Here is a 25577-nt window from a genome sequence, read left to right on the forward strand (position 1 = left end):
ATGTCGCTCCCGTCCCCTCGCGAATACGACGCCGGCGCCGATCTCACCGCCTGCATCATGGGTCTCGTCGCCGGCGCGTCGCTGATACTTGGCCTGACCGGCGCCATGCTGCATACCGCGCGCCTGCTCGGCCTCTAGCTTTTCGGCGCGTTTCGTCACCCGGGGCCGGCGCCGTCTCGCCCGGAAACGCGCCTGCCGCCGAACGCACGGCGGCACACCAACGCAACGCCTCATGATCGCGTCCGTTTCCGGCCAGCGCCGTCGCGCGCGCCTGCCTACCGTCACGCCCATCAACGGGAATGCCTGCCATGTCACTGTCGCCCACCACCACGAATAACCTCGCGCTCACCGCGATCTGCCTCGCCGCGCTGATGTTCGGCCTGGAAATCTCCAGCGTGCCGACCATCCTGCCGACGCTCGAACAGGTGCTGCATGGCAGCTTCCGCGACATGCAATGGATCATGAATGCCTACACCATCGCCTGCACCACGGTGCTGATGCCGACCGGCACGCTGGCCGACCGCTTCGGCCGCAAGCGGCTGTTCGTCGTCACCGTCGTCGCGTTCGGCATCACCTCGCTGCTGTGCGGCCTTGCGCCGAGCACACCGGTGCTGATTGTCGGTCGTTTTCTGCAGGGGCTCAGTGGCGGCGCCATGCTGATCTGCCAGATCGCGATCCTGTCGCATCAATTCCGCGAGCCGGCGGCGCGCGGCCGCGCGTTCGGCGTGTGGGGCATCGTGTTCGGCCTTGGCCTTGGCTTCGGCCCGATCATCGGCGGCGCGATCGTCGCGCTGTCCGGCTGGCCATGGGTGTTCCTGGTGCATGTCGTTATCGCCGCGGTGACGCTGGTGCTCGTCGCCGTGAGCGTCGCCGAATCCCGTGATCCCAATGCGGGCCGCGTCGACCTGCCCGGCATCGTCACGCTCTCGCTCGGCGTGTTCGGACTGACCTTCTACATCACCCAGGGGCCCGACCTTGGCTTCGACAGCCCGACCGGCCTTGCGATCATCGCAGCCGCCACCGTCAGCCTCGTCGCCTTCGTCCTCATCGAACGCTCCAGCCGCCATCCGATGTTCGACGCCTCGGTGTTCCGCATCCGCAACTTCTCCGGCGCGCTGTTCGGCTCCATGGGCATGAACTTCAGCTTTTGGCCGTTCATGATCTATCTGCCGATCTACTTCCAGAGCGGCCTCGGCTACGATCCGCTGACCACCGGCCTGTCGCTGCTGGCCTATACGTTGCCGACGCTGGTCTTCCCACCGCTCGGCGAACGGCTGGCGCTGCGCTACCGGCCCGGCGTCGTCATCCCCGCCGGCCTGTTCACCATCGGCGCCGGCTTCCTGCTGATGCGGTTCGGCAGCGCCGCGACGCAGGCGAGCTGGCTGACCATGCTGCCGGGCGCACTGCTCGCCGGCATCGGCCTCGGCATCACCAACACACCGGTGACCAACACCACCACCGGCTCTGTGTCGCCGGACCGCGCCGGGATGGCGTCGGGCCTCGACATCAGCGCGCGACTGATCTCGCTGGCCATCAACATCGCCGTGATGGGTTTCCTGCTGGAGCACGGCATCCTGACGGTGCTGCGCGACGCCCTGCCCACCGGGACCGCCGGCCTGCCACTGCGCGATCTCGCCGGACGCATCGCCGCCGGTCATGTCACGGATATTCCCGGCGCGTCTGCCGACCTCGTGCACACCGCGCTCGTCAGCGGCTTTGGCACGGTCCTGCTCTATGGCGGGCTCGGCGTCTGGGTGCTGGCGGCGGCAAGCTACCTCACTTTCCGCCCGCGCCCCCAGCCGGCTACCTGCAACGCCTGAGCATCCGACCCCCGAATCAAAAAGGCCGCCGCCCGGCGGGCGACGGCCTCGTTTGTTCACGGACGGACGAAGGACGTCGCGCTCAGTGTTCCTCGCCGCGCAGATAGCCGTGGGTGCGCGAGTCGGCCATCGCGACCGCCGACAGGAAGGCGATGGCGCACATGATCGTGACGTACCAGTAGAAATAGGTCTCGACTCCGGCCTCCTTGAACCACAGCGCGACGTATTCCGCCGAGCCGCCGAAGATGGCGTTGGCGATGGCGTAGGCAAGGCCGACGCCGAGGGCACGCACTTCGGTCGGGAACATCTCGGCTTTCACGAGGCCGCTGATCGAGGTGTAGAACGACACGATCGCCAGCGCCGCGACGATCAGCACATAGGCCATGTACGGGCTGGTGACGCCGCCGATCGCGTACATCAGTGGCACGGTGAACACTGTCGCCAGCGCGCCGAACAGCAGCATCGCAGTCTTGCGGCCGAACCTGTCGGCGAACGCGCCGAACGGCGGCTGCAGGATCATGTAGGTGAACAGCACTGCGGTCATGACGACGTTGGCGGTGCGGTCGTTCATGTGTGCGGTGTTGACGAGGTATTTCTGCATGTAGGTCGTGAAAGTGTAGAAGATCAGCGATCCGCCGGCGGTGTAGCCGAGAACGATCAGGAAGGCGCGGCTGTGCTTGCCGAACAGCTCGCTGAGCGAGCCTGCTTCCTTGCGCGCGCGGGTCTCGGCCGAGGAGGTCTCGTGGAGCGAGCGGCGCAGCAGGAACGCCACCACGGCACACGCGGCGCCGATGAAGAACGGAATGCGCCAGCCCCACCCGCGCAGTTCGCCGTCGGTCATCGACTGCTGAATGATCAGGATCACCAGCGAGGCCAGCAGCTGGCCGCCGATCAGGGTGACATACTGGAACGAGGCGAAGAAGCCGCGCCGGCCGGGCAATGCCACCTCGCTCATGTAGGTGGCGCTGGTGCCGTATTCACCTCCGACCGAGAGGCCCTGCATCATGCGCGCCAGCAGCAGCAGCGCCGGCGCCAGCGCCCCGATGCTGTTGTAGGTCGGCATCACGGCGATGGCGAGCGAGCCGGCGCACATCATCAGCACCGAAATCATCATCGAGGTCTTGCGGCCGAACTTGTCGGCGATGAAGCCGAACAGGTAGCCGCCGATCGGCCGCATCAGGAAGCCGATGGCGAACACGGCCGCGGTCTGCAGCAACTGGGTGGTCTGGTTACCCTTGGGGAAGAACGAAGGTGCGAAGTACAGCGCGGTGAACGCGTAGGCGTAGAAGTCGTACCATTCGACCAGGTTGCCAGAGGAACTGCCGAAGATCGCAAAGATACGTCGGCGGCGGTCGGCGCTGTCTCCGATGGCAGGCGTCGTGGATGCGGTCATCAGTCATGTCTCCTCGTGGCGTCGAAAGGCCCACATACTGTTTTTGACCCGGGGAAGCGAGTCACCGGATACCCTTGCAGAGCAGGTTCCTGTCAACAATAGGTCTGAGATCAGCTCCGCGATTGCCGCGCTGCGGCAAGGCCCGCCAGCACGGCATCGGCCGCATCTACACGGCGCGAGCGGGCGCCAACCATGGCGAGCGCCCTGGCATAGATGTGGGACAGTTGCGCGCCGCCGATCAGGGGAATCTCGTCATGGCCGAGATCGGCCCGCTGGCTTCCGACCTCGCTGCCCACCAGCAGGCCGGACAGGAAACCCGCGCACCATGCCGCCGGCCGCTCCGACACCAGCGAGGCTGCGCGCACCTTGAACAGCCTGCCGAGCAGCTTGTCCGGCGACGTCAGCCCGAGCGCCAGCCCCTCGTCGAGCCCCTGGGCCCGCAGGGCGGGATCGTCGTCACCGTTCAGCGAATGGCGCAGCACCGAGTGCTGTCGCAGCACCTCGAACACCTCGCCTGTCATCGCCGAGGTGAAGCGCACGACGCGCCGGCCGTCGAGCTGCGCCCACTTGCAGTGCGTCCCCGGCATGCAGACGAGACCGGAAAAGCCGGGATGGCGGGCGGCGAGGCCCAGCAACTGGGTCTCCTCGCCGCGCATCACGTCCTCATCGCCGGCACCGGTCTGGCACAGGCCGGGCAGGATGCGCGGCCGCAGCCGCGAACCGGCCAGCGGCGGATGCACGGCATGTGACGCAAGATGGTCGAGATCGGCCGGGACCGGCAGGTAAGGCGCTTCGGTCCAGCCCTGTCGCGCGCCGGCCATGCCACAGATCATGACATCGATCATCGGGCCGTCGGCCGCGACATGCTCTGCGACCAGGCCGGCCAGCACCGCTGGATAACTCTCGCGGGAGAGGCGCGCCATGCCCTGGTCGGATTCGCCGGCGAACAGCACGGCGCCTGTCGGATCGAGCCCCCAGAGCCGCAGGTTCGAGGTCCCCCAGTCGACAGCAATCCAGGCAGGTTCGACCGCCACCCCCACCTCCGTCTGTCGTCGCACCGTCACGTTCGCCTCGTCGTCAGGATTGGCACGGCGTTGCTTGATATTTCAAGTGCACAATTTCGCATCGGTGCATCGCGGCGGCGCGGCGGCGCTGGAATGTTCCACGGATTACCGTCATCCTGCATTGTGGTGCGACGGTCCGATGTGATCTGCCGAACAGGCAGCGCCCGGGGGCCGTCACCGCCACAGGCCGGCCGTATAAAGCGGGCGTCGCGGTTGAACCCTTGGTAACACGCCGCGACTAAGCTGATGACTGACAGTCGGGCACGAACCCGACATCGATGGACAATAGCAGGGACCAGATATGACAGCGTTCGGTTCGAAAGTGTTCTGGCAATTGATCAAGGCAGCCTGCGTCGCGGCCGGCCTGTTCGCGGCGTCGCCGAGCTTTGCCCAGTCCGGCCCGTTCACCGGCCTGAGCGGCAACTGGTCCGGCAACGGCACGGTGCAGATCGCCGACGGCGGCAGCGAACGCATCCGGTGCCGTGCGACCTACACGGTCGGCTCCGATGGCAACAACCTGCAGCAGGTGCTGCGCTGCGCCAGCGACAGCTACCGTTTCGACCTGTCGAGCGATGTCACCAACCGCAGCGGCGCCCTGACCGGCACCTGGAGCGAGGCCAGCCGCGGCATCAACGGCGGTGTCGAGGGCCGTGCCAGCGACGGCCAGTTCAACGCGCTGGTCACCGCCAATGGCTTCGCCGCCGAGCTGCGGGTCACCGCCCGCGGCAACAGGCAGACCATCGCCATCAATTCCCAGAACACCCAGTTCAGGGGTGTGCAGATCACGCTGGCGCGCTGACGCGGCCCCTCCCCCTCGCCCACCTCCGACGACAAAACGGCGGCCTCCCGGCCGCCGTTTCGTTTTCTGGGTTGTCAGGCGCAGATGGCGTCAGGTCTTGGCCGGCCCCAGCACGGCGGCGCGCACCCTCTGTCCCAGGCTGATCAGGAACATCGCCGTCGGCCGCAGGATGAACAGGTCGGCGATCAGCGCCGCCACCATCGAGAAGGCGCTGAGCCAGCCGAACAGCCGCAGCGACGGCAGGTCCGAGAACACCATCACGACGAGACCGCAGGCCAGCACCACGGTGGTCAGGATCAGCGCCGGACCGACCAGCACGGTGGCGCGCTCGACGGCGACCGCCGGGTCGGCGCCCGGCTCCGTCTCCAGCCGCAGACGATTGAGGAAGTGGATGGTGGCGGACAGGCCGAGGCCGAACGACACCGTCAGCGCCACCACGCTCGCGAACTGCAACCCTTCGCCCAGCGCCCACAGCACGGTGCCCGACAGCACCACCGGGAAGATGCCCGGCAGGATGCTGGAGAACATCACCACCACCGAGCGGAAGGCGAGGCCGATGAACACCGCGACGAACGCGAATTCGATGGTCAGGCCCGAATTGAGCTTCTCGATCATGCTGGCGCTGTTGCGCGCCGCGATCGCCGACAGGCCGGTGACCGCGATCTCGTAGCCGGGGTGCCTGGCCCGCACCGCGTCCATCGCCTTGTCGAGGTTCTCGACCACCGGCAGGATCTGGCTGGAGTCCTTGTCGGGCACCCGCGCCGACACTACCACCGCGTCCTGCTCGGCCGACACGAAGCGGCGCTTGAGATGGTCGGGGATGACGTCGACATATTCCTTGAGCGTCGCGACATCATGGGAGCCGGCCTTCTCCGCCAGCCAGCGCCGCAGCGTCTCCAGCGACCAGACATTGCCGACGCCGGCCTGCTTCTCGACCAGCGCATGGACATCGGCGATGGTCTGCAGCGTGTCCGGCGCGTACAGCGAGGCGCCCTTGGGGAACTCGATCAGCACATCGATCGGATTGGCGCCGGTCAGCTTGGCATCGAGCCGGCTGGAGGCGGCGACCGCCTGCTGCTTGTCCGGCACCTGGTCGGCGAGGCGGTAGCGCGGCTCGAGGTGGGAATAGATCAGCGCAAGGCCGCCGACCACGACCACGGCGATCAGGCTGAACAGGCCCGGGCGGCTGACCATGCGCACCGCGATCCAGGCGCAGAAGTTGCGCAGCGCGGTGACGCCGGCGTCCGCGCTCTTGAACTTGGCCGCGAACTTCTGCTCGCCACGCACCAGCAGCACGCCGAACACCGGCACGAACGACAGCACCGCCAGGAGGGCAATGATGGTGGCGGCAAGGCCTGCTTCGCCAAACGCCCGGATCAGGTCCGAATTGGAGAACTGCAGCGCCAGGAACGAGATGCCCGCGGTGGCGTGGGTCAGCACGCAGGCCGGCCCGACCACCCGCACCGCATTGGCGAACGCCGTGCGCCGGTCCTCGCCGGCGATCAGGCGGTCGCGCGCGGCGAAGGTCAACTGCATGGAGTCCGAGAAGCTGATCACCATGATCAGCGGCGTCATCACGTTCAGGAACATGTTGAGGCTGAAGCCGGCCCAGCCGAGGCCGCCCAGCGCCAGCAGGATGGCGAGCAGCGGCGGGAACGCCGCGATCACCATGAAGGAGATCTTGCGGAAGAACGCGATGGCAATCAGGCAGCCGGCGATGATGCCGGCGGCGTTGTAGATCAGGCCGTCACGTTCCACCGCATTGCGGATCTCGAGCTGCATCACCGGCACGCCGGAGAGCTGCACCGACAGCCCGGTGTCGCCGAGATCGTCCTTCATCAGCTTGCGGATGTCGCCGATGGTTCCGTTCAGGCCCTTGCTGGAGACGACCGCGGGCTCGAGCGACAGCACGACCAGCGCCAGCGTGCCGTCCTCGGACAGCAGCTTGCCACGGATGATCTCGTTCGACTTCACCGTCCCGATGAACTTGTCGTAGTCGGCCCCCTCGGGCAGCTTCTCCGGGAACAGGGCCGCGGGGAACTGGCCGGGCGCCGGCGCCTGGCGGGCCGAGAACAGCGAGATAATGCCGCGGGTGCCGTCGACGAGCTGGAGATCGGTGACAAATTCACGCAGCTTCTCGAGATTGTCCCGCGCCAGCAGGGTCTTGCCCTCGACCACCACCAGCACGTCGAACTCGGTCGACGGGAAGCGCTTGGTCACGGCCTCGTACTGCTTGTACTCGCGGGTCTCGGAGCGAAACAGCTGGCTCAGCGAATCATCGATCTTGATGCGCTGCAGGCCGAAGAAGGCGCCGATGCACAGCGCCACCAGGATCAGGCACGACAGGATCGGCGCACGCATCGGCAGCAGGCCGATTCGCTCGATTCCGAAAGCAATACTGAGAGAGCGACGGGCGGCATTTTCCTCCGCACCGACGTTGATCTGTTTCGGGTCAAGCATGCGAGATCCGTGTCCGTACCGACGAATAACCGATAAGCGGGTTTAGCAAATTTTGATGAAAATAGGGACAACCATGATGACCCTCCGGTCATTGAGACGCACCCTGTTGTAACGCGGCCTCGCATGCGCCGGGGCGGCGCGGCCATGCCCCTCACGGTGGGGACGGCCACGCCCAGCTTGACAGCGAAAACGGCGTTTTTGGGCAGCACCCGGCCCGCCCGGGCCGGGTCGCGACGATGTGACCGGCCCGACCGGCCAGCGGCGGATTGACCGAGGCTCAGGACAGCGCGTCGGCGACGGCCTTGCCGCAGGTCGTCGTATCGGCCGCGCCGCCAAGGTCGCGGGTGCGCAGCTTCTCTTCCTTGAGCACCGTCTCGATGGCCGCGACCACCGCCTTGCCGGCCTCCGGCTCGCCGAGATGGTCGAGCATCATCGCCGCCGACCAGATCTGGCCGACCGGGTTGGCGATCCCTTGACCTGCGATGTCCGGCGCCGAGCCATGCACCGGCTCGAACAGCGAGGGAAACCTGCGCTCCGGATTGATGTTGCCGGAGGGCGCGATGCCGATCGTGCCGGTGCAGGCCGGCCCGAGGTCCGAGAGGATGTCACCGAACAGGTTGGAGGCGACCACCACGTCGAAACGGTCCGGGTTCATCACGAAGTGCGCGGTCAGGATATCGATATGGTACTTGTCCCAGCGAATGTCGGGGTAGGCCTTGGCCATCGCCTCGACCCGCTCGTCCCAGTACGGCATCGAGATCGAGATGCCGTTGGACTTGGTCGCCGAGGTCAGGTGCTTCTTGTCGCGCTTCTGGGCGAGGTCGAAGGCGAACTTGAGGATGCGGTCGACGCCGGTACGGGTCATGATCGTCTCCTGGACCACGAACTCGCGCTCGGTGCCTGGAAAAGCGCGGCCGCCGATCGACGAATATTCGCCCTCGGTGTTCTCGCGGACCACGAAGAAATCGATGTCGCCGGGCTTGCGGCCGGCGAGCGGCGAGCGCACCCCCGGCATCAGCCGTACCGGCCGCAGGTTGACATACTGGTCGAACTCGCGCCGGAACAGGATCAGCGAGCCCCACAGCGAGATGTGGTCGGGAATCTTCTCCGGCCAGCCGACCGCGCCGAAGAAGATGGCGTCATGGCCGCCGATCTGGGCCTTCCAGTCGTCCGGCATCATCTGGCCGTGCCTGGCGTAATAGTCGTAGGACGAGAAGTCGAAGGTATCGAGCTCGAGTTCGAACTTGTACTTCGACGCCGCCGCCTCGAGCGCGCGCAATCCCTCCGGCACGGTTTCCTTGCCGATGCCGTCGCCGGCGATCACTGCGATCCTGTACTTGCGGTTGCTGCCGGTGCTGGCCATCTCGTCGATCCTTTTCGGGGGGCAGGTCGGTGCGCCGCGCGAACGAACCGCGCGGCGCGCGCACTATGCGATGCGCGCACGCCATTGGAAACCGTCCCGCTGCCGATGGCAGTCATCCGGATTCGGCGACCGGGCGCAGCCGAACAGGGCGACGCCCCACATAGCGGGTCATTTTCAGACGCACGTGCCGCCTTGTCGGTCCGCCGCTGATATATTAATTTTTGTTGCTCCGCCGCGTTGCCGGCAGGACCCAACAAATCAATCACCGCCGCAACAAGGCGGACTTGAGGGAGGATGATCGGATGACACGTCTGACCACCGGCCGTAGATCGAGCTTCGGCCCCACCCGCCGCGGCGTCCTGCAGGGCGGCCTCGCCGCCGGCGCGCTTGGCCTCGCCGGCCTGCCCGCGCTGGCCGATCCGCAATGGAAGAAGTACGCCGGCACGATGCTCGAGGCCAACCTGATCAAGGGCCCGCGCGGCGAACTGCTGCAGCGCCACGAGAAGGAGTTCACCGAGCTGACCGGCATCAAGGTATCGTCGGAATTGATCCCGGAACAACAGCAGCGCCAGAAGGCCGTAATCGAGCTGACCTCCGGCAAGCCGAACTTCGACGTCGTGCACCTCAGCTATCACGTGCAGAAGCGGCAGTTCGACAAGGCGGGCTGGCTCGCCGACTTCTCCGGCTTCATCAAGGATCCCAACCTGACGACGCCGGACCTCACGCCGAGCGACTTCTCGGCGGCCGGGCTGACCTACGCCACCACCGACAAGGGCCAGTTGCGCTCGCTGCCGTGGTCGGTCGACTACTTCATGCTGTACTACAACAAGGAGATCTTCGCGAAGAAGAACGTCCCGTATCCCGAGACGATCGACGACATGATCCGGGCGGCAGAGCTTCTCAACGATCCCAAGGAAGGCATTTCCGGCTTCGTCGGCCGCGGCCTGCGCAACGCCAACCTGCCGATGTGGGCCAGCATCTATCTCGGCTACGGCCTCGACTTCATCGACGACAAGGGCAACCTGCTCACCGACAGCCCCGAGGCGATCGAGGCGACCAAGCAGTACCAGTATCTCCTCACCAAGGCCGGCCCTCCCGGCATTGCCGGATTCAACTGGATGGAATCCCAGGCCGCCTTCATCCAGGGCCGCGCAGCGATGTGGCTCGACGGCATCGGCTGGGCGCCGCCGCTGGAAGACCCGACACGCTCGCGCGTCGTCGGCAAGGTTGGCTACGGCGTCATGCCCAAGGGCCCCAAGATCCGGGCGTCCGCTACTTATGGCGACGGCATCGGCGTCGCCGAAGCCAGCAAGAACAAGGAGGCCGGCTATCTCTACAGCCAGTGGGCGGTGTCCAAGCTGATGGGCGCGCGGCTGCTGCAGGTCGGCGGCGGCGTTCCCTTCCGTAATTCGGTGATCGACGATCCGGACACCCGCAAGGGCGTCAAGATGCCGAGCGAGTGGCTCGACTGCGTCATCGGCTCGGCCAAGATCAGCAAGCTCGGCCTGCCGGTGATCGTGCCCGTGGCGGAATTCCGCGACGTCATCGGCGCCGCACTGACCGCGACGCTGTCCGGCGCCGACCCGGCCACCGAAATGAAGAAGGCGACCGAGCAGTTCAAGCCGATCCTCGAGCGCAGCGAGAAGGGGTGAGGTGCGCGATCCACCGAGGATCGCGTCCCTTGTCGCGTCCCTTGGTGCCGATACCGGCACAGGCGCCAATCCCTCATCCTGAGGAGCAGGCGCAGCCTGCGTCTCGAAGGATGAGGCCGAGCGTGACGGGCCTCATGGTTCGAGACGCGGCCGTTGGCCGCTCCTCACCATCAGGAGCGAACGCATGGCGACAGCGGGCAAACAACCCCCGTCACACCGAACTCGATTTTTTGATGTTCGCCACATGAGGTCTTGCTGTACATGGTCGACGCGAACGTCAAATCCACCCCGCTCATGACTGTCGGCTCCGCCGCGGAGCGCGGCGCTGTGGCGACCGCCGCGCCATGGCGGCCGCCGAGCTACTGGCCGTTCGTCGTGCCCGCCGTCCTCGTGGTCGGCGGCGTCATCATCTTCCCCTGGGTGTTCACCGTCTGGATGAGCCTGCAGGGCTGGAAGGTCGGCGAGGCGCCGCGCTTTGTCGGCCTTGCCAACTACGTCCGTCTGCTCACCGACGCCCGCTTTATCGATGCCACCATCCACACCCTCGTCTACACCGTGCTGGCGGTCGTCCTGCCGCTGGTGCTCGGCGTCGTCGCCGCGCTGATCTTCCATGCCAAATTCCCTGCGCGCGGCCTGCTGCGCGGCCTGTTCGTGATGCCGATGATGGCGACGCCCGTCGCCATCGCACTGGTGTGGACCATGATGTTCCACCCGCAGCTCGGCGTCATGAACTACCTGCTGTCGCTGGTCGGCATTCCGGCGCAGCTGTGGATCTTCCATCCCGCCACCGTCATCCCGTCGCTGGTGCTGGTCGAGACCTGGCAGTGGACGCCGCTGGTGATGCTGATCCTGCTCGGCGGCCTCGCCGCCATTCCGACCGAGCCCTACGAGAGCGCGCTGATGGACGGCGCCAGCCAGTGGCAGATGTTCCGCTACATCACCCTGCCGCTGCTCGCCCCGTTCATGCTGGTTGCCGCAATCATCCGCACCATCGACGCGGTGAAGAGCTTTGACATCATCTTCGCCATGACCCAGGGCGGCCCCGGCACGGCGTCCGAGACCATCAACCTTTATCTCTACTCGGTCGCGTTCGTGTACTACGACGTCGGCTACGGCTCGGCGATCGCGCTGGTATTCTTCCTGCTGGTGGTGGCGCTGTCGGTGCTGCTGCTGTATCTGCGCCGCCGCACCCAGTGGATGGACGTGGGGACATCGGCATGATCCGGATCGTCCTGCAGCGTATCGGGCTCGTCTTCGCCGCCATCGTGCTGGTGTCGCCGGCGATCCTGTTCTTCATCTGGATGTTGTCGCTGTCGCTGAAATACGAGGTCGACAACTCCGCCTATCCGCCGATCCTGATCCCGACCACCGTCACCTTCGACAATTATGTCCAGGTGATGCAGTCCAACCGCTTCGTGCAGTATTTCTTCAACAGCCTGATCGTCACGGGATCGGCGACGCTGCTCGGTCTCATCGTCGGCGTCCCCGCGGGTTACGGCATCGCTCGCATGAAGGCGATGAAGTCGGCGTTCGTGGTGCTGATCGCGCGCATGACGCCGGGCCTGTCCTACCTGATCCCACTATTCCTGCTGTTCCAGTGGCTGGGCCTGATGGGCACGCTGCTGCCGCAGATCCTGATCCATCTCGTCATCACCGTGCCGATCGTGATCTACATCATGATCAACTACTTCGACACTACGCCGATGGAGCTGGAGGAGGCCGCGATCATCGACGGCGCCAGCCGCTGGCAGGTGTTTCGCCATGTCGCGCTGCCGATCGCCAAACCAGGCATCGCGGTGTCGTTCATCCTCGCCGTGATCTTCTCCTGGAACAATTTCGCCTTCGGCATCGTACTCGCCGGCCGCGAGACCCGCACGCTGCCGGTCGCGGTCTACAACATGATCTCGTTCGACCAGCTGAGCTGGGGCCCACTCGCCGCCGCCGCACTGGTGGTCACGCTGCCGGTGTTGCTGCTGACCCTAGTCGCCCAGCGCCAGATCGTCGCCGGCCTCACCGCGGGCGCGGTGAAGGGTGGGTAGCGGGCGATGGCTTGGAGCTTATTTTGGAGCTGATCCAGTAGCTTCGCGCGTCAACGTAATCCGTCACCCTGAGGTGGCCATGCAAAGCATGGCCCTCGAAGGGCGACGGCCCGAGCAGTAGCTCAGCGGCCGTCCATCCTTCGAGGCTCGCTCCGCTCGCACCTCAGGATGACGGATAACCTTTCGCCCGAACTCATCAGATCTCGGCGTGCTTGATAAGAAACGGGACATTCCATGATGGACGCTAGCGCCTTCCACGGCATTCACGGCATCGTCTACGCGCTGTTCGACGCCGACGAGAAGCTCAACCGCGCCGCGATGCGGCGGCAGGTACAGTGCTGCCTCGCCTCCGGCGTTCATGGCATGGCCGCGCTCGGCCTCGCCACCGAGGTGTTAAAGTTGTCCTTCGACGAGCGTGTCGCAGTGATGGAATGGACGGCGGAAGATGTCGCCGGCCGCGTGCCGCTGGGCTTCACCATCTTCGGCGGCTCGGTCGCCGAGCAGATCGCGCAGGTGCGCGCGGCCGAACAGAACCGCGCCGACTGGGTGATCCTGCAGCCGCCGATGGTCGGCAGCTTCGCCGCCGGCGAATACATCGCGTTCTTCGGCCGGGTCGCAGAGGCGACGCGGCTGCCGGTCGGCATCCAGAACGCGCCGGCCTATATGGGCCGCGGCCTCACCGCCGACGAGATCGCCGAACTCGTGACGCGCTATCCCAACATCCGCCTGCTCAAGGGCGAGGGGCCCGCCACCGACATCCGCGGCGTCATCGAGCGCACGAAAGGCCGTGTGCCGGTGTTCAACGGCCGCGGCGGCCTCGAGCTGATCGATAACCTGCGCGCCGGCTGCGCCGGGCTCATTCTCGCGCCCGATGTCATCGACCATGCGGTGCGCGCCTACGACGCCTTCCGCGTCGGCAATGAGGCCGAGGCCGAGCGCATCTACCAGAGCATCCTGCCGGCCATCGTGTTCGTGATGCAGTCGGTCGAGAGCCTGATCTGCTATGGCAAGCGCCTGTTCGCCGCCCGCGCCGGCCTCGCCGTCCACGACCGCGGCCCGGCGCTACGGCCGACCGCGTTCGGACTGGAGCTGGTGGCGAGGTTTGCGTACGAGCTCGGGCCGCTCGGCCGCTGAGCACCTTGCACCGGGACCCGCTTCGAGGCAAAAATAGAAACCATTGAATCTCATCGTTTCGGATCACCCATGTCAAAACTGCCCGATCTCGAAGGCCTCGCGATTTTCGCCAAGGTGGTGGAGATGCGCTCCTTCGTCGGCGCCGCCAGCGAGCTTGGGCTGTCCAAGGCCACGGTGTCCAAGGCGATCAGCCGGGTCGAGGCGCGGCTCGGCACGCGGCTGTTCAACCGCACGTCGCGCCGCTTCGCGCTGACGGACGCCGGCAAGATGCTGGCGGAGCGCGCAGCGCAGCTCCTGGCCGACGGCGAGGCGATCGAGAACGATGCGCTGGCGCAGTCAGCGACGCCGCGCGGCCGCATCCGCCTTGCGGTGCCGATGTCGTTCGGCGTGCGCCATGTCGGCGCGCTGCTGCCGGACTTCCTGGCGATGTATCCGGAGGTGTCGGTCGACCTGCATCTCAGCGACGCACCGGTCGACCTCGTCGGCGAAGGCTTCGACGCAGCGCTGCGCATCGCGGTGATGCCGGATTCATCGCTGGTGGCGCGGCGTCTGTGCGCGATCGCGCGCTATGTGCTGGCGGCGCCGTCCTATCTCGAACGCCATGGCCGGCCGCGGCATCCACTCGACCTCGCGACGCATCAATGTCTCGGCTATGCGTATCTGTCGACCGCCGACACCTGGCACTTCACCAACAGCGCGGGCGAGCATGCCAGCGTGCGACCGAATGGTCCCCTGCGGGTCAACAACAGCGACGCGCTGATGCCGGCGCTGCTCGCGGGCCTTGGCGTCGCGGAGCTGCCTGAGTTCATCGCCGCCGACGCGCTCGCCGAGCGGCGGCTGGAGATCATCCTGGAGGACTGGCAGATCCCGCAGGCGGCGCTGCATTTCGTCACGCCGTCGGCGGGGCCGCGGCCAGCGCGCATCGACGCGCTGGCCGAATTTCTCGCCAGGCGGCTGTCGAAGCCGTCCTGGGTGACCTGTCAGGAAAAGAAGGCCGAGCTCAAGCTCAGGCGCGCACGCGCGCGATGAACTTGCCGAACGCCTCGAGCTGCTGGGCGACGATCTTGCGGGTCGGCTCGTCGGTCAGCTCGAGCTTGTCGTTGAACTTGGTGTGCGCCGAGCCGACGAAGATCTCCGGCGTGTTGAACGTGAAGGCATTGAGGAACACCAGGATCGAGCGCAGGTGATACTGCATGCGGGCGCCGCCGAGCGGACCGCCTGTCGCCGACTGGATCGCCACCGGCTTGTCCTTGAACGGCTGGTGCTCGAGACGCGACACCCAGTCGATCGCGTTCTTGAGCGCGCCGGGCACCGAGTAGTTGTACTCCGGGGAGATGATGATGATGCCATCGGCGGCGCGCAGCGCGTCGGCGAAGGTCTTGACCGCCTCGGGGAAGCCGGAGCCGTTCTGGATATCGGCGTTGTACAGCGGGAAGCTGTCATAGGCGGGGGCTTCGGTCAGCGTCATGCCGGCCGGCGCCAGCGCCGGGAGCGCGCGCTGTAAGGCGGAGTTGAACGAGCCTTTGCGCAGGCTGCCACTGATGGTGACCACGTTGATCGTCATTGTCCGAAAACCTCTGTCAGGAAAACCGCTTGCCACAGCCCGCCGGGCATCCCTCGATCACCCGCGGCCTGCAATGCAACATACCCTGCCAGCGTGACTTTAAAATATAGAAACCTTGGAAACTCATGGTTTCCGATCCGGGCAGACGGCCCCGACACGACCCTGATGCCCCGCGACGGCCGCTGTCCCCGCCACCCCAGCCGTGGCGAGCATGGGCCTGCCGTCTGGGCCTGCTGTCCGGCCTGCCCCGAATCGCCCAGCGTCCGCCAAGCCCCGCAATCCACCAAACCCACTGTCGCCCGTTGCAGCCCCGCACCGGCCGCCCTGATAGGTGGGAAGACGCCGCGCCGATGAGCGCGGCGTTTTCGCGGAGGCTCAGCCCATGCCGACCAGTCCGATCACCGCCGACCTCACCATCGCCGACCGCACGCTCGTCGCCCCCGGCGGCATCATCACCGTGACCGCATGGTTCACCATCCATCTGGCGCTCGGCATCACGGCGTTCAACGTCCAGCTCTATAACGTCGCCAGCAACCAGCAGATCGGCGGCTGGACCGAGGCCTTCAACGCCGCGCAGCTCACCCCCGGGGCGAGCGTGATGGTCTATCACAGCTTCCCGATCGCCTCGACCGCGCCGCTCGGCGCGACCAAGGTGGTGCTCACGGCCAACACCGCCGACAGCAACTGGACGCTGCTGTTCGACGACCCCGATGCCTTCGACTTCGCCGTCGCGCCCGCGCCGATGACCGCCGGCGTCACGACATCGAGCGCGCTCACCGTCGCGCCCGGCAGCACCGTGACCCTTACGACGTCGTTCACGATCACCCAGGCGCTCGGCAGCTCCGCGTTCAACATCCAGCTGTTCAATGTCGCGAGCAGCGAGCAGATCGGCATCTTCACCAAGGCGATCGACGCCAGCCAGCTCGGCGTCGGCGCCGTCGTGCCGCTGTCCCACACCTTCACCATTCCCGCCAATGCGCCGACGGGCCCGACGCGGGTGGCGCTGACCGTCAACACCGCCGACAACAGCTGGACGCCGCTGTTCCAGTTGCCGAATGCCCTGGCCATCGCCGTGCAGAGCAGTACGCCGTCGCTGTTTCCGGCCAAAGCCGGCGCGTTCGTCAACTGGGGCACCAATGGCCGCGAGAGCAACATGGCGATCTGGGAGAGCTGGCTCCACCAGACACCATCGTCGGTGCGAGCGATGGACTTCTACGGCTGGTCGACCTGGTCGGACTACACCGCCAACGACTGGCTTCCGGGCTTCTGGCACAACGCCAATCCGCAGCGCAAGCTGGTGTGGAGCATCGGCCTCAATGTGCCGGGCACGCCGCTCGCCGATGTCGCGACCGGTCTGCACGATAGCGCCTTCGAGGACATCGCCATCAAGATCGCCGCCGCACAGCCGGACGCGATCATCCGCATCGGCTGGGAGATGAACATCGCCGGCACGCCGTCGAGCGCCATCGGCCAGACCGAGGACTACATCGGCGCCTATCGCCGCGTCGTCGGCATCTTCCGCGCCCAGTCGGCGGCGTTCACCTTCGATTGGTGCCCGGCGTGGGGCGCGCAGGACGGCCCCGCCGACGTGGCCTATCCCGGCGACGACGTCGTCGACTACATCGGCCTCGATGTCTACGACTACACCGGCGGCACCAGCGTGCAGCAGCGCTGGATGGACAACACCCTCAACGCGCCATTCGGCCTGAACTGGCAGCAGGCATTCGCGTCCGCCCACGGCAAGCTGATGAGCTATCCGGAATGGGGGGTCGGGCAGGCCGGCGACAATCCCTACTTCATCCAGAAGATGCACGACTGGTTCGTCGTCAACGCCTCGCAGATCGCCTACGCCTGCTACTTCGACGTCAACGGCGCGTGGCCGACCCGCATCGACGACGGCGAGTTCCCGCAGTCCCAGGCCCTGTTCGCCTCGCTGTTCCACAAGCCGTAGGGCCGGGACGCGCCAGTCCTACGGTTCGTTGTTCTGCACATCATCTGGCACGAGCACATCGGCATTTGCAGCGTCATCACCGGGCCGGCGCGCAGCGCCGACGCCCGGTGATCCAGCTTTCCAGACTTGCCGTTTGTGGTGATCAAGCTGGATTGCGGGGTCAAGTCCGCAATGACACTGCGAGTGTGGCCAGCGCTGAAATTTAAACCGGGCCGCCTCGGCTGGATGCAGGACAAGCCCGCGGGCAACGCATTGGGGGTGGCCTGTGCATGGCACCAGTATCGATCCCGGGCTGGACCATCAGCCGCGACCGCAATAAGCTGCCCCTCGGATCAGAAAATCTGATGTCATGATCTCGCTGAAGCAGCTCAGGTATTTCGACGCGGTGGTAAAGACCGGGCATTTTGGCCGGGCCGCGGAGCAATGCGAGGTGACCCAGCCGGCGCTGTCGATGCAGATCCAGGATCTCGAGAAGCTGCTCGGCGCGCAATTGCTGGAGCGCGGCCGCAAAGGCGTGATCCTGACCGACACCGGCCGCGAACTCGCCGTCCGCGCCGCCCAGGTGCTGACCGACATCCGCGACATGGTCGAGCTCGCCCGCCGTCATGGCACCGTGCTCGCGGGCTCCTTGCATCTCGGCGTCATTCCGACCGTCGCGCCCTATATTCTGCCGCCGCTGCTGCCCAAGCTGCGTGATGCCTATCCGCAGATCGACCTGCATCTGCGCGAGACCCAGACCCAGCACCTCGTCGAGGAACTGCTGGACGGCCAGCTCGATCTCCTTCTGCTCGGCCTGCCGGTCGACGACCCCAACATCGAGACCATCCGCCTGTTCGACGACCGATTTCTGCTGGCCACCTCGCAGGCCCAGCCGATCGGCAAGAATGTGCGCGCCACGGCCGAGCTGCTGAAGCAGGATCGCCTGCTGCTGCTCGAGGAGGGACATTGCCTGCGCGACCAGGCGCTGACCTTCTGCAACCTGCAGCGCGCCGGCAACATCGACACATCGGGCGCGTCCAGCCTGTCCACCATCGTGCAGATGGTCGCCAACGGCCTCGGCATCACGCTGCTGCCGGAGCTCAGCCTGAACGTCGAGACGCGGCAGGGCGCGATCCGCCTGATCCGTTTCGGCGAACCCGAGCCGCGGCGGGTGATCGGCCTCGCCTGGCGGCGCAGCTCGCCGCGCAAGCGTCACTTCATCGAGCTCGGCAAGCTCATAACGACGGTCGCGTCCGAACAGCTGCGCCGGGCGCGCGGCGGATGACGCGATCACAAGGCGGCGAGCAGCCGCGGCCATTCCCCGTGCAGCAGCGCCGTTCCGGATGGCGCGCCACAGCAGTACATTCGCGCTGCGGATCGGCGGCATGACAGCAAATCCATCTTCGTGCGCGCAGCGGTGTCCTGCCATGCATGGCTCGGGATGGCGCATGCGACGACATCCCTGCCGCACGCGGCCGGATTGGACTATTTGTCGCAAGACAAGTCCGGTCGCCGTGACCGCATCCGACACCCCTCGCAAGCCGCCGATGGACGCCACGTGGACGCCAAGTCTCCGCAGGAAAAGAAGTCTCCGCAGGAAAGCCAGTCCCCGCACGACGCCCGGTCTCCACGGCCACGCGTGACATCCGCGGCCGCGCCGGCGCCCGATGGGCTGCCCCCGGAGCGGCGGCGCCTCGCCATTCTCGCCATCTTCACCGCGCTGGCGATGGCATCGCTCGACACCGCGATCGCCAATGTCGCGCTGCCGGCGATCGCCAGCGACCTGCATGTCACCCCCGCCGACGTCGTCTGGGTGGTCAACATCTACCAGATCGCGATGGTCGCGACGCTGCTGCCGCTCGCCGCTCTCGGCGAGATCGTCGGCCACCAGCGCGTCTATCTCGGCGGACTCGTGCTGTTCACCCTGGCATCGCTGCTGTGCGCATTCGCGTGGTCGCTGCCCACGCTGCTGGTGGCGCGGCTGCTGCAAGGCCTCGGCGCCAGCGGCATCATGAGCGTCAACACCGCGCTGGTCCGCTTCGTCTATCCCCGGCGCCTGCACGGCCACGGCTTCGGCATGAACGCGCTGGTGGTCGCCACCGCGTTCACGATCGGACCGACGGTCGCCTCCAGCCTGCTGTCGGTCGGCCCGTGGACGTGGCTGTTCGGCGTCAACGTGCCGTTTGGCATCGCCGCGGTGCTGGTCGGGATGCGCACGCTGCCGCAGACGCCACGCCTGGACCACGCTTTCGATCTTCCCGGTGCGCTGCTGACCACCGCCTGCCTCGGCCTGTTCATCACGGCGATCGGCAGCGGCGCCCATGACGCCGACCTGCGCTATGTCGCGCTGCTGCTCGCCGGTGCCATCCTGCTCGGCCTGTTACTGATGCGCCGGCAGGCCGGCCACCCTGCGCCGATGCTGCCGATCGACCTGTTCCGCCGCCCGATGTTCGCACTGTCGGCCGTCACCGCGATGTGCTCGTTCGCGTGTCAGGGCCTCGCCTTCGTGTCGCTGCCGTTCTATTTCGAGCACAATCTCGGTCTGACGGCCGTCGCCACCGGCTTTCTGATCACCCCATGGTCCCTGACGGTCGGCATCATGGCGCCGATCGCGGGGCGGCTGTCCAACCATTATCCTGCCGGCGTGCTCGGCGGCATCGGGCTCGTGGTGCTGGCGATCGGCATGGCGCTGCTCGCCACCCTTCCCGAGGCCCCCCGCGTCATCGACATCGTCTGGCGCATGGTGGTGTGCGGTATGGGCTTCGGCTTCTTCCAGTCGCCGAACATGCAGGCCTTGATGTCGAGCGCACCGTCCGGACGCAGCGGCGGCGCCAGCGGCATCGTCGCGACGGCGCGGCTGACGGGGCAGACCACCGGCGCGGCGCTCGCCGCGCTGTGCTTCGGCCTGTTCGCCGCCCACGGGCCAACCGTTGCGCTGGCGCTCGGTGCCGGCTTCGCCGCGGTCGGATCGGTGATGAGCTTCCTGCGCCTGGTGGCGACACGGCCGGCGTGACGGCACCGCGCGCGGCGGCCGTCACGATCCCTCCAGATCAGTAGGTCTGCGACAGGTAGTCGACGATCTTGCCGGCGTCGGCATCGTCGATCGGCGCGCCGAACACTTTGATCATCTTGGTGACCTCCGCCTGCCAGAAGTCCTTCTTGAACTTCGGACCACGCGGCTGTGTCTTGATATAGTCGACCGAATGGCAGGCGGTGCAGTTGTTCTGCACCACCTCGACATTGGGGCCCGGCTTCAGCGTCGCGGTTTCGTCGGGCAGCTTGTAGGATACCGGCTTCGCGCTGGCGGGTAGGAGACCGAGCACAACCGCCATCACCGCGACCAGTACAGCGGAACGAATCGTCGGAGCCATGATGATGCTCTCCCTCAGACCGCGGTCACGGACGTGGTTTCGATGACATTGCGCATGTAGCCCGGCGGATTCCAGGTGGCGGTCGCCGGCTGCACCTGCCCGGCATTGTTGGTGGCCCGCACCTTGATCTGCTGCGCGCCGGCGGCGAACGTCACCGGCAGCTGCCATTCCCGGAACGAGTACTTGCCAAGATCCTTGCCGAGCTTCGCGGCAGTCCAGGTCTTGCCGCCGTCGGTCGAGACGCTGACCTCCTTGATGCCCTTGCCGCCGTCGAAGGCGATGCCCTTCACCACCGTCGGCTTGCCCGCCCGGACCTTGGCACCGTTGACGAGGCTGGTGACAAAGGAGCGGACATTGAAGCGATTGATCGGCACCGTCGCCTTCGGCGCCGTGCCCGGCTCGACACAGGCGCAATCGGTATCCGGAATACGATAGGCGCTCTTCATCCAGAAGCCATCGAACGTGCCGTCGATCACCGTGATTTCGTTGAGGTGCTTGATCCAGTAGGTGCCGTAATAGCCGGGCACCACGAGGCGCAGCGGAAAGCCGTTCAGCACCGGCAGGTCATGGCCGTTCATGGCATAGGCCAGCATCACCTCGCCGTCGCGGGCGTGATCGATGTCGAGCGCCTTGACGAAATCCGGCGTCTTGTCGCTGACCGGCCCGTCCATGCCGTTGAACGTGACCTGCCTGGCGCCCGCCTGAGCGCCGGCCTTGTCGAGCACAGCCTTCAGCGGCACGCCACGCCAGCGCGCATTGCCCATGGCGCCGTTGCCGAGCTGGCCGCCGGCGACGCGCGGATCGGAGAAGCCGCGGCTGTTGCCCGAGCACTGGTTGACCGCCACGATCTCGACCGCCGGCATCTTGCGGATCTCGGCCATGGAGAGCTTCAGCGGCTTGTCGACCTTGCCCTTGATCTCGACGCTGAACGTGTAGGGATCGATGTCGAGCGGCACGTCGGCAAGGTGATAGCGCACGAAGAACGCGTCGTTCGGCGTGATGACGCCTTCGTTGAACACCGAGAACGGTGTTTCGAGTTGCGGCGGGCGGCTGGTCAGGCCGATCATCGCCCGCTTCTGCGGATACCTGACCAGCGGCCGCTCGCCATTGTCGAACGGCAGCGTCACGGTGTCGGCGAATGCGAAGCGTGAACCAAAGGCAGACGCGGTCCCGAGCGCAGCGAACATGGCTCCGGACCGCACAATGAGGCGGCGTCGATCGATCACGGTGTCCTCCCGTTACCTCGCGTCCATATGACGCTCGGCTGTCGTCGTCCGGATGTCCGCGATCCCATCGCGGCCGCCGGGACGGCTCCAAATCAGCCTGAGGATGGCGCGGCGTCCATCATGGCGCAAGAGCAACTCGTCGCCAGCTTTCGCCCCGTTTGAAGGGGGAGGGCCGCCACGCCACAAAGCAAGGTGAGCCGTCAGGCTGTGGTGAAATGACCTCGCTTTCGGCTTCCCTCTGTCGTGGCCGGGCTTGTCCCGGCCACCCCGCTCAGGGACGCAGTGCCTTCCTTCTCGGGGTCGCCGGGAGACCTTCGTCCTGGCGATCCGTCAAAGACGGATCGCGCTGCCCGGCGACGACAAACACTGAGGTCGGCGGTTGCATTTTCAGCCAATTCTCACGATGACAGAGCGTCGCTGCTCGCGCGCGGCAATCACACCAGCTCGAAGCGGACCTTCTGCGCGCCCTTCCACAGCACGGTCTTGCCGAGCTCGGGCAGGCGTTCGAGGCCGGAGGTCAGGGTGATGAAGTGGTTGCCGGCGAGTTGACCGACCTTGCTGGCGAACTGCACCCCGCCATAGGCGAGCAGAATCTCGGTCTCGCTGATGCCGCCGGGATAGAGGATGATCTGGCCGGGCGCCGGATAGCTGGTGTGGTTCTCGTAGCCGACGCCGAAGCTGAGGTCGCCGAGCGGCAGCCACACCCCTTCGCCGCTCCAGCGCACATGGATCATGTGGCTCTCGAACGGCATCGCCTTGCGGAACGCCTCGCAGGTCTTGGGGGCCAATTGATCCTCGAAACGGGCATCGAACACGAAGTCTCCGGCACGGATCACAAGCTGGCTCATGGCAGCCTCACAGGGTTGGCAGCATACAACGTCGGGCACCTCGCATGCCCGCTGGTCCGACAGCATGCCGCAGCGGCCCAACGGGCGCAATTCGGAAAAGGGTGACGCCGACGGCGTCACCCTTCCGTCGTCTTCAGCGCGGAAGGGCACGAACCTCCCGGGCCGCCGCAACCATGTTGACCAGCGCCGGCTCGACCTCTTCCCAGCGGCGGGTCTTGAGGCCGCAGTCAGGGTTGATCCAGAGCTGGTCGTCGGCGAGCCGCTGGCGCGCCAGTGTCAGCAGTTCGGTCATCTCGCTGACATCCGGCACCCGCGGCGAGTGGATATCGTAGACGCCCGGGCCGATCTCGTTCGGGTAACGATAGGTGCGGAACGCCTCCAGCAGCTCCATGCGCGACCGCGAGGTCTCGATCGAGATCACGTCGGCATCCATCGCGCCGATGGCGCCGATGATGTCGTTGAACTCGGAGTAGCACATGTGGGTGTGGATCTGGGTGTCGTCGCGCACGCCCGATGCGGCGATGCGGAAGCATTCGACCGCCCAGTCGAGATAGGCGGCCCACTCGTCCCGGCGCAACGGCAGACCCTCGCGCAGCGCCGCCTCGTCGATCTGGATCATGGCGGCGCCCGCCTTCTCGAGATCGACGACCTCGTCGCGGATCGCCAGCGCGATCTGACGGCACGCCGCGCTGCGCGGCACGTCGTCACGCACGAACGACCAGTTGAGGATGGTCACCGGGCCGGTGAGCATGCCCTTGACCGGACGCGTGGTCAGCGACTGGGCGAACGTCCACCACGCGACGGTCATCGGCGCGGGACGCGAGACGTCGCCGAACAGGATCGGCGGCCGCACGCAACGCGAGCCGTAGCTCTGCACCCAGCCGTAACGGGTGAAAGCGAAACCGGCGAGCTGCTCGCCGAAGTACTGCACCATGTCGTTGCGCTCGAACTCGCCATGCACCAGCACGTCGAGGCCGATGTCCTCCTGCCAGCGGATGGTGCGCGCCGTCTCGTCCTGCAGGAACTTGTGGTAGGACGCATCGTCGAGCTGGCCCTTGTCGTGGGCCGCGCGCGCCTTGCGCACCTCTGCGGTCTGCGGGAACGAACCGATAGTGGTGGTGGGGAACGCCGGCAGCTGGAATCGCGCCCGCTGAACCGCAGCGCGCGCCGCGAAGGCGCTGGTGCGGCCGCCCATCGCCGCCGTGGCCGCAGCGACGCGGTCGGCGACCGCCTGGCTGTGCACCTTCGGCGACGCACGGCGCGCGGCGGCGGCAGCCCCCGACGCCGCGATCGCCTCGCTGACGCCAGCGCGATCACCCGCAAGCGCCCGGCCGAGCACGGAGAGCTCGTCCATCTTCTGCACGGCGAAGGCGAGCCAGCTCTTGAGGTCGGTATCGAAACTGGTCTCGAGCGACAGGTCGATCGGCACATGCAGCAGCGAGCACGACGGCGCGATCTGCACGCCGGCAGCGCCCCGGGCTGCGACGACAGGCGCGAGCCGATCGAGCAGCGCCGGCAGGTTGCTGCGCCAGATGTTGCGACCGTCGATGACGCCGAGCGACAATACGATCTGCGACGGCGCCCTGGCGAGGACCGTGTCGAGCTGCCGCGGCGCGCGGACGAGATCGAGATGCAGTCCGGCGACGGGCAGCGACAGCACTGTGGCGGCGTTGTCACCGAGACCGCCGAAATAGGTCGTCAGCATGATCTTGATCTGCGGCACCTCGCGGGCGAACGCCGCGTAAGCGTCGCTCAGCACGGCCCTGGCGGCATCGTCGAAATCGAGAACGAGGCAGGGCTCGTCGAGCTGCACCCACTCGGCGCCTTCCGCCGCAAGGCGGCGCAGCACGTCGACATACACCGGCAGCAACGCCGGGAGCAGCGACAGCACGTCGACCTTTTCATCCTCGCTCTTGCCGAGACGCAGGTAAGTCACCGGGCCCAGCAGCACCGGGCGGGTCTGGTAGCCGAGCGCGCGGGCCTCACGATACTCGTCGATCGGCTTGTGCGACGACAGCGCAAACGTCTGGCCGCGGCGGAACTCCGGCACCATGTAGTGATAGTTGGTGTCGAACCACTTGGTCATCTCCTGCGCCGGCACGCCATGATCATGACCATGATGGCCATGGGTACAGGCCTGCTCCTGCGCCTCGGGCCGCGAGCCGCGTGCCATGGCGAAGTAGGTCGCCAGCGGCACGTCGCCGCCCGTCCAGCCGTAGCGCGCCGGAATGGCGCCGACCATCACGCTGGTGTCGAGCACCTGGTCGTAGAGCGAGAAGTCGTTCGACGGAATCACGTTGACGCCGCGCGCCGCCTGGCGTGCCCAGTTGGCCGCACGCAGGCCGCTGGCCGCCTCCAGAAGCGTCTTCTCGTCGGACTTGCCGGCCCAGAAGCTCTCCAGCGCGGTCTTCAGCTCGCGCCGCGGACCGATCCGCGGCGTGCCGAGCGTCGCGACCGCCAATGATGGATGTGTGGAATGTGGATTTGTGGAAGTTGCAGACTTAGTCATGGCTTAACCCCAAAAGATTGGGGGCAAAGGCCAAGGTGACACGTGTCGAACGCGCGCGACCGATGGCCGGGCGAATCCGCACCGCACCACCGGGACACCCCGCCCGAGGACGTTTATGTTGTCGAGGCAGGTCTCCTGGCTCGCGGGTCATCGCTGCTGTCCGCCTTCCCGAAACCTTGCGGTTTCAGTGACATCAATGGACAGCGGCTCGCCGCTTACAGTTGCGGGGGCAGCTCCGGCATTGGCTTGCGCCGCACCGGCTTCCCTCTTAGCTCCGGCGCGAGAGTGCCCGGAGAACCACGACAGCACCAGTTAAGAGCAGATGCACCGCTCGTCAATCAGGTCGTCTGCGGCATGACGTCGGGGATGACGGTCTGAACGGCCGCGGTATACCGCCCTCGCGGT

General features: G+C 66.5%; 20 protein-coding genes and 1 riboswitch. Of the genes, 11 read left to right on the forward strand and 9 right to left on the reverse strand.

Annotation, left to right across the window (positions count from 1 at the left end):
- Positions 1–138 (forward strand): hypothetical protein, encoded by a 138-nt coding sequence (locus JQ639_RS22265; RefSeq protein ID WP_211968433.1) that lies wholly within the window; start codon positions 1–3, stop codon positions 136–138.
- 170 nt (positions 139–308) lie between these two features.
- Positions 309–1820: an MFS transporter gene (locus JQ639_RS22270; protein ID WP_211968434.1), complete on the forward strand. Its 1512-nt coding sequence runs from the start codon at positions 309–311 to the stop codon at positions 1818–1820.
- Positions 1821–1902: 82 nt separating this feature from the next.
- On the opposite strand, the gene JQ639_RS22275 is transcribed toward JQ639_RS22270, so the two are convergent.
- Both JQ639_RS22275 and JQ639_RS22280 read right to left on the reverse strand, forming a co-directional pair.
- Positions 1903–3213, reverse strand: coding sequence for an MFS family transporter (locus JQ639_RS22275; RefSeq protein WP_211968435.1), 1311 nt, complete (start codon positions 3211–3213; stop codon positions 1903–1905).
- Positions 3214–3323: 110 nt separating this feature from the next.
- The gene (locus JQ639_RS22280; protein ID WP_211968436.1) at positions 3324–4247 is read right to left on the reverse strand and encodes a 2-dehydro-3-deoxygalactonokinase; all 924 of its coding nucleotides are present in this window, start codon (positions 4245–4247) and stop codon (positions 3324–3326) included.
- A gap of 331 nt (positions 4248–4578) precedes the next feature.
- On the opposite strand from JQ639_RS22280, the gene JQ639_RS22285 reads away from it, so the two are divergent.
- The gene (locus JQ639_RS22285; RefSeq protein ID WP_211968437.1) at positions 4579–5076 is read left to right on the forward strand and encodes a hypothetical protein; all 498 of its coding nucleotides are present in this window, start codon (positions 4579–4581) and stop codon (positions 5074–5076) included.
- A gap of 90 nt (positions 5077–5166) precedes the next feature.
- Here JQ639_RS22285 and JQ639_RS22290 read toward each other — a convergent pair whose 3' ends face one another.
- Positions 5167–7536 (reverse strand): efflux RND transporter permease subunit, encoded by a 2370-nt coding sequence (locus JQ639_RS22290; RefSeq protein ID WP_211968438.1) that lies wholly within the window; start codon positions 7534–7536, stop codon positions 5167–5169.
- Between the two features lie 277 nt (positions 7537–7813).
- Positions 7814–8899 carry a tartrate dehydrogenase gene (locus JQ639_RS22295; RefSeq protein ID WP_211968439.1) on the reverse strand — a complete coding sequence of 362 codons (1086 nt, stop codon included), beginning with the start codon at positions 8897–8899 and terminating at the stop codon, positions 7814–7816.
- 302 nt (positions 8900–9201) lie between these two features.
- Here JQ639_RS22295 and JQ639_RS22300 point away from each other — a divergent pair, with 302 nt between their 5' ends.
- From JQ639_RS22300 to JQ639_RS22320, 5 genes are all read left to right on the forward strand, one after another.
- A complete protein-coding gene (locus JQ639_RS22300) occupies positions 9202–10551 on the forward strand; it encodes an ABC transporter substrate-binding protein (protein WP_211968440.1) in 1350 nt (449 codons plus the stop codon).
- Positions 10552–10812: 261 nt separating this feature from the next.
- A complete protein-coding gene (locus tag JQ639_RS22305) occupies positions 10813–11772 on the forward strand; it encodes a carbohydrate ABC transporter permease (protein WP_371745160.1) in 960 nt (319 codons plus the stop codon).
- Positions 11769–12590 carry a carbohydrate ABC transporter permease gene (locus tag JQ639_RS22310; RefSeq protein WP_211968441.1) on the forward strand — a complete coding sequence of 274 codons (822 nt, stop codon included), beginning with the start codon at positions 11769–11771 and terminating at the stop codon, positions 12588–12590. The genes JQ639_RS22305 and JQ639_RS22310 overlap by 4 nt, the downstream gene beginning before the upstream one ends.
- Before the next feature lie 234 nt (positions 12591–12824).
- Positions 12825–13724 (forward strand): dihydrodipicolinate synthase family protein, encoded by a 900-nt coding sequence (locus tag JQ639_RS22315; protein WP_211968442.1) that lies wholly within the window; start codon positions 12825–12827, stop codon positions 13722–13724.
- A gap of 69 nt (positions 13725–13793) precedes the next feature.
- Positions 13794–14753, forward strand: coding sequence for a LysR family transcriptional regulator (locus JQ639_RS22320; protein WP_211968443.1), 960 nt, complete (start codon positions 13794–13796; stop codon positions 14751–14753).
- Here the strand turns inward: JQ639_RS22320 and JQ639_RS22325 are convergent.
- Positions 14731–15288 carry an NADPH-dependent FMN reductase gene (locus JQ639_RS22325; protein ID WP_211968444.1) on the reverse strand — a complete coding sequence of 186 codons (558 nt, stop codon included), beginning with the start codon at positions 15286–15288 and terminating at the stop codon, positions 14731–14733. The two genes, JQ639_RS22320 and JQ639_RS22325, sit on opposite strands and share 23 nt — an antisense overlap.
- Before the next feature lie 382 nt (positions 15289–15670).
- Here JQ639_RS22325 and JQ639_RS22330 point away from each other — a divergent pair, with 382 nt between their 5' ends.
- From JQ639_RS22330 to JQ639_RS22340, 3 genes are all read left to right on the forward strand, one after another.
- Positions 15671–17239 (forward strand): glycoside hydrolase family 26 protein, encoded by a 1569-nt coding sequence (locus tag JQ639_RS22330; protein ID WP_211968445.1) that lies wholly within the window; start codon positions 15671–15673, stop codon positions 17237–17239.
- 349 nt (positions 17240–17588) lie between these two features.
- On the forward strand, positions 17589–18503 hold the full coding sequence (locus tag JQ639_RS22335; protein ID WP_211968446.1) for a hydrogen peroxide-inducible genes activator: 915 nt from the start codon (positions 17589–17591) through the stop codon (positions 18501–18503).
- Positions 18504–18857: 354 nt separating this feature from the next.
- Entirely contained in the window at positions 18858–20231 is a 1374-nt protein-coding gene (locus JQ639_RS22340; protein WP_349644634.1) for an MFS transporter, read from the forward strand.
- Between the two features lie 37 nt (positions 20232–20268).
- Here the strand turns inward: JQ639_RS22340 and sorB are convergent, their stop codons facing one another.
- The 4 genes from sorB to metE form a co-directional block, all read right to left on the reverse strand.
- Positions 20269–20550: a SorB family sulfite dehydrogenase c-type cytochrome subunit gene (gene sorB / locus JQ639_RS22345; protein WP_249123416.1), complete on the reverse strand. Its 282-nt coding sequence runs from the start codon at positions 20548–20550 to the stop codon at positions 20269–20271.
- Positions 20551–20603: 53 nt separating this feature from the next.
- Positions 20604–21815 carry a SorA family sulfite dehydrogenase catalytic subunit gene (gene sorA / locus JQ639_RS22350; protein ID WP_211968449.1) on the reverse strand — a complete coding sequence of 404 codons (1212 nt, stop codon included), beginning with the start codon at positions 21813–21815 and terminating at the stop codon, positions 20604–20606.
- 434 nt (positions 21816–22249) lie between these two features.
- Positions 22250–22663 carry a DUF3830 family protein gene (locus tag JQ639_RS22355; RefSeq protein WP_211968450.1) on the reverse strand — a complete coding sequence of 138 codons (414 nt, stop codon included), beginning with the start codon at positions 22661–22663 and terminating at the stop codon, positions 22250–22252.
- Between the two features lie 133 nt (positions 22664–22796).
- Positions 22797–25172 carry a 5-methyltetrahydropteroyltriglutamate--homocysteine S-methyltransferase gene (gene metE / locus JQ639_RS22360; RefSeq protein ID WP_211968451.1) on the reverse strand — a complete coding sequence of 792 codons (2376 nt, stop codon included), beginning with the start codon at positions 25170–25172 and terminating at the stop codon, positions 22797–22799.
- Between the two features lie 108 nt (positions 25173–25280).
- Positions 25281–25489, reverse strand: a riboswitch (cobalamin riboswitch).
- Positions 25490–25577 lie beyond the last annotated feature (88 nt).

Source organism: Bradyrhizobium sp. U87765 SZCCT0048 (genome assembly GCF_018131225.1).
Classification (GTDB): Bacteria; Pseudomonadota; Alphaproteobacteria; order Rhizobiales; family Xanthobacteraceae; genus Bradyrhizobium_A.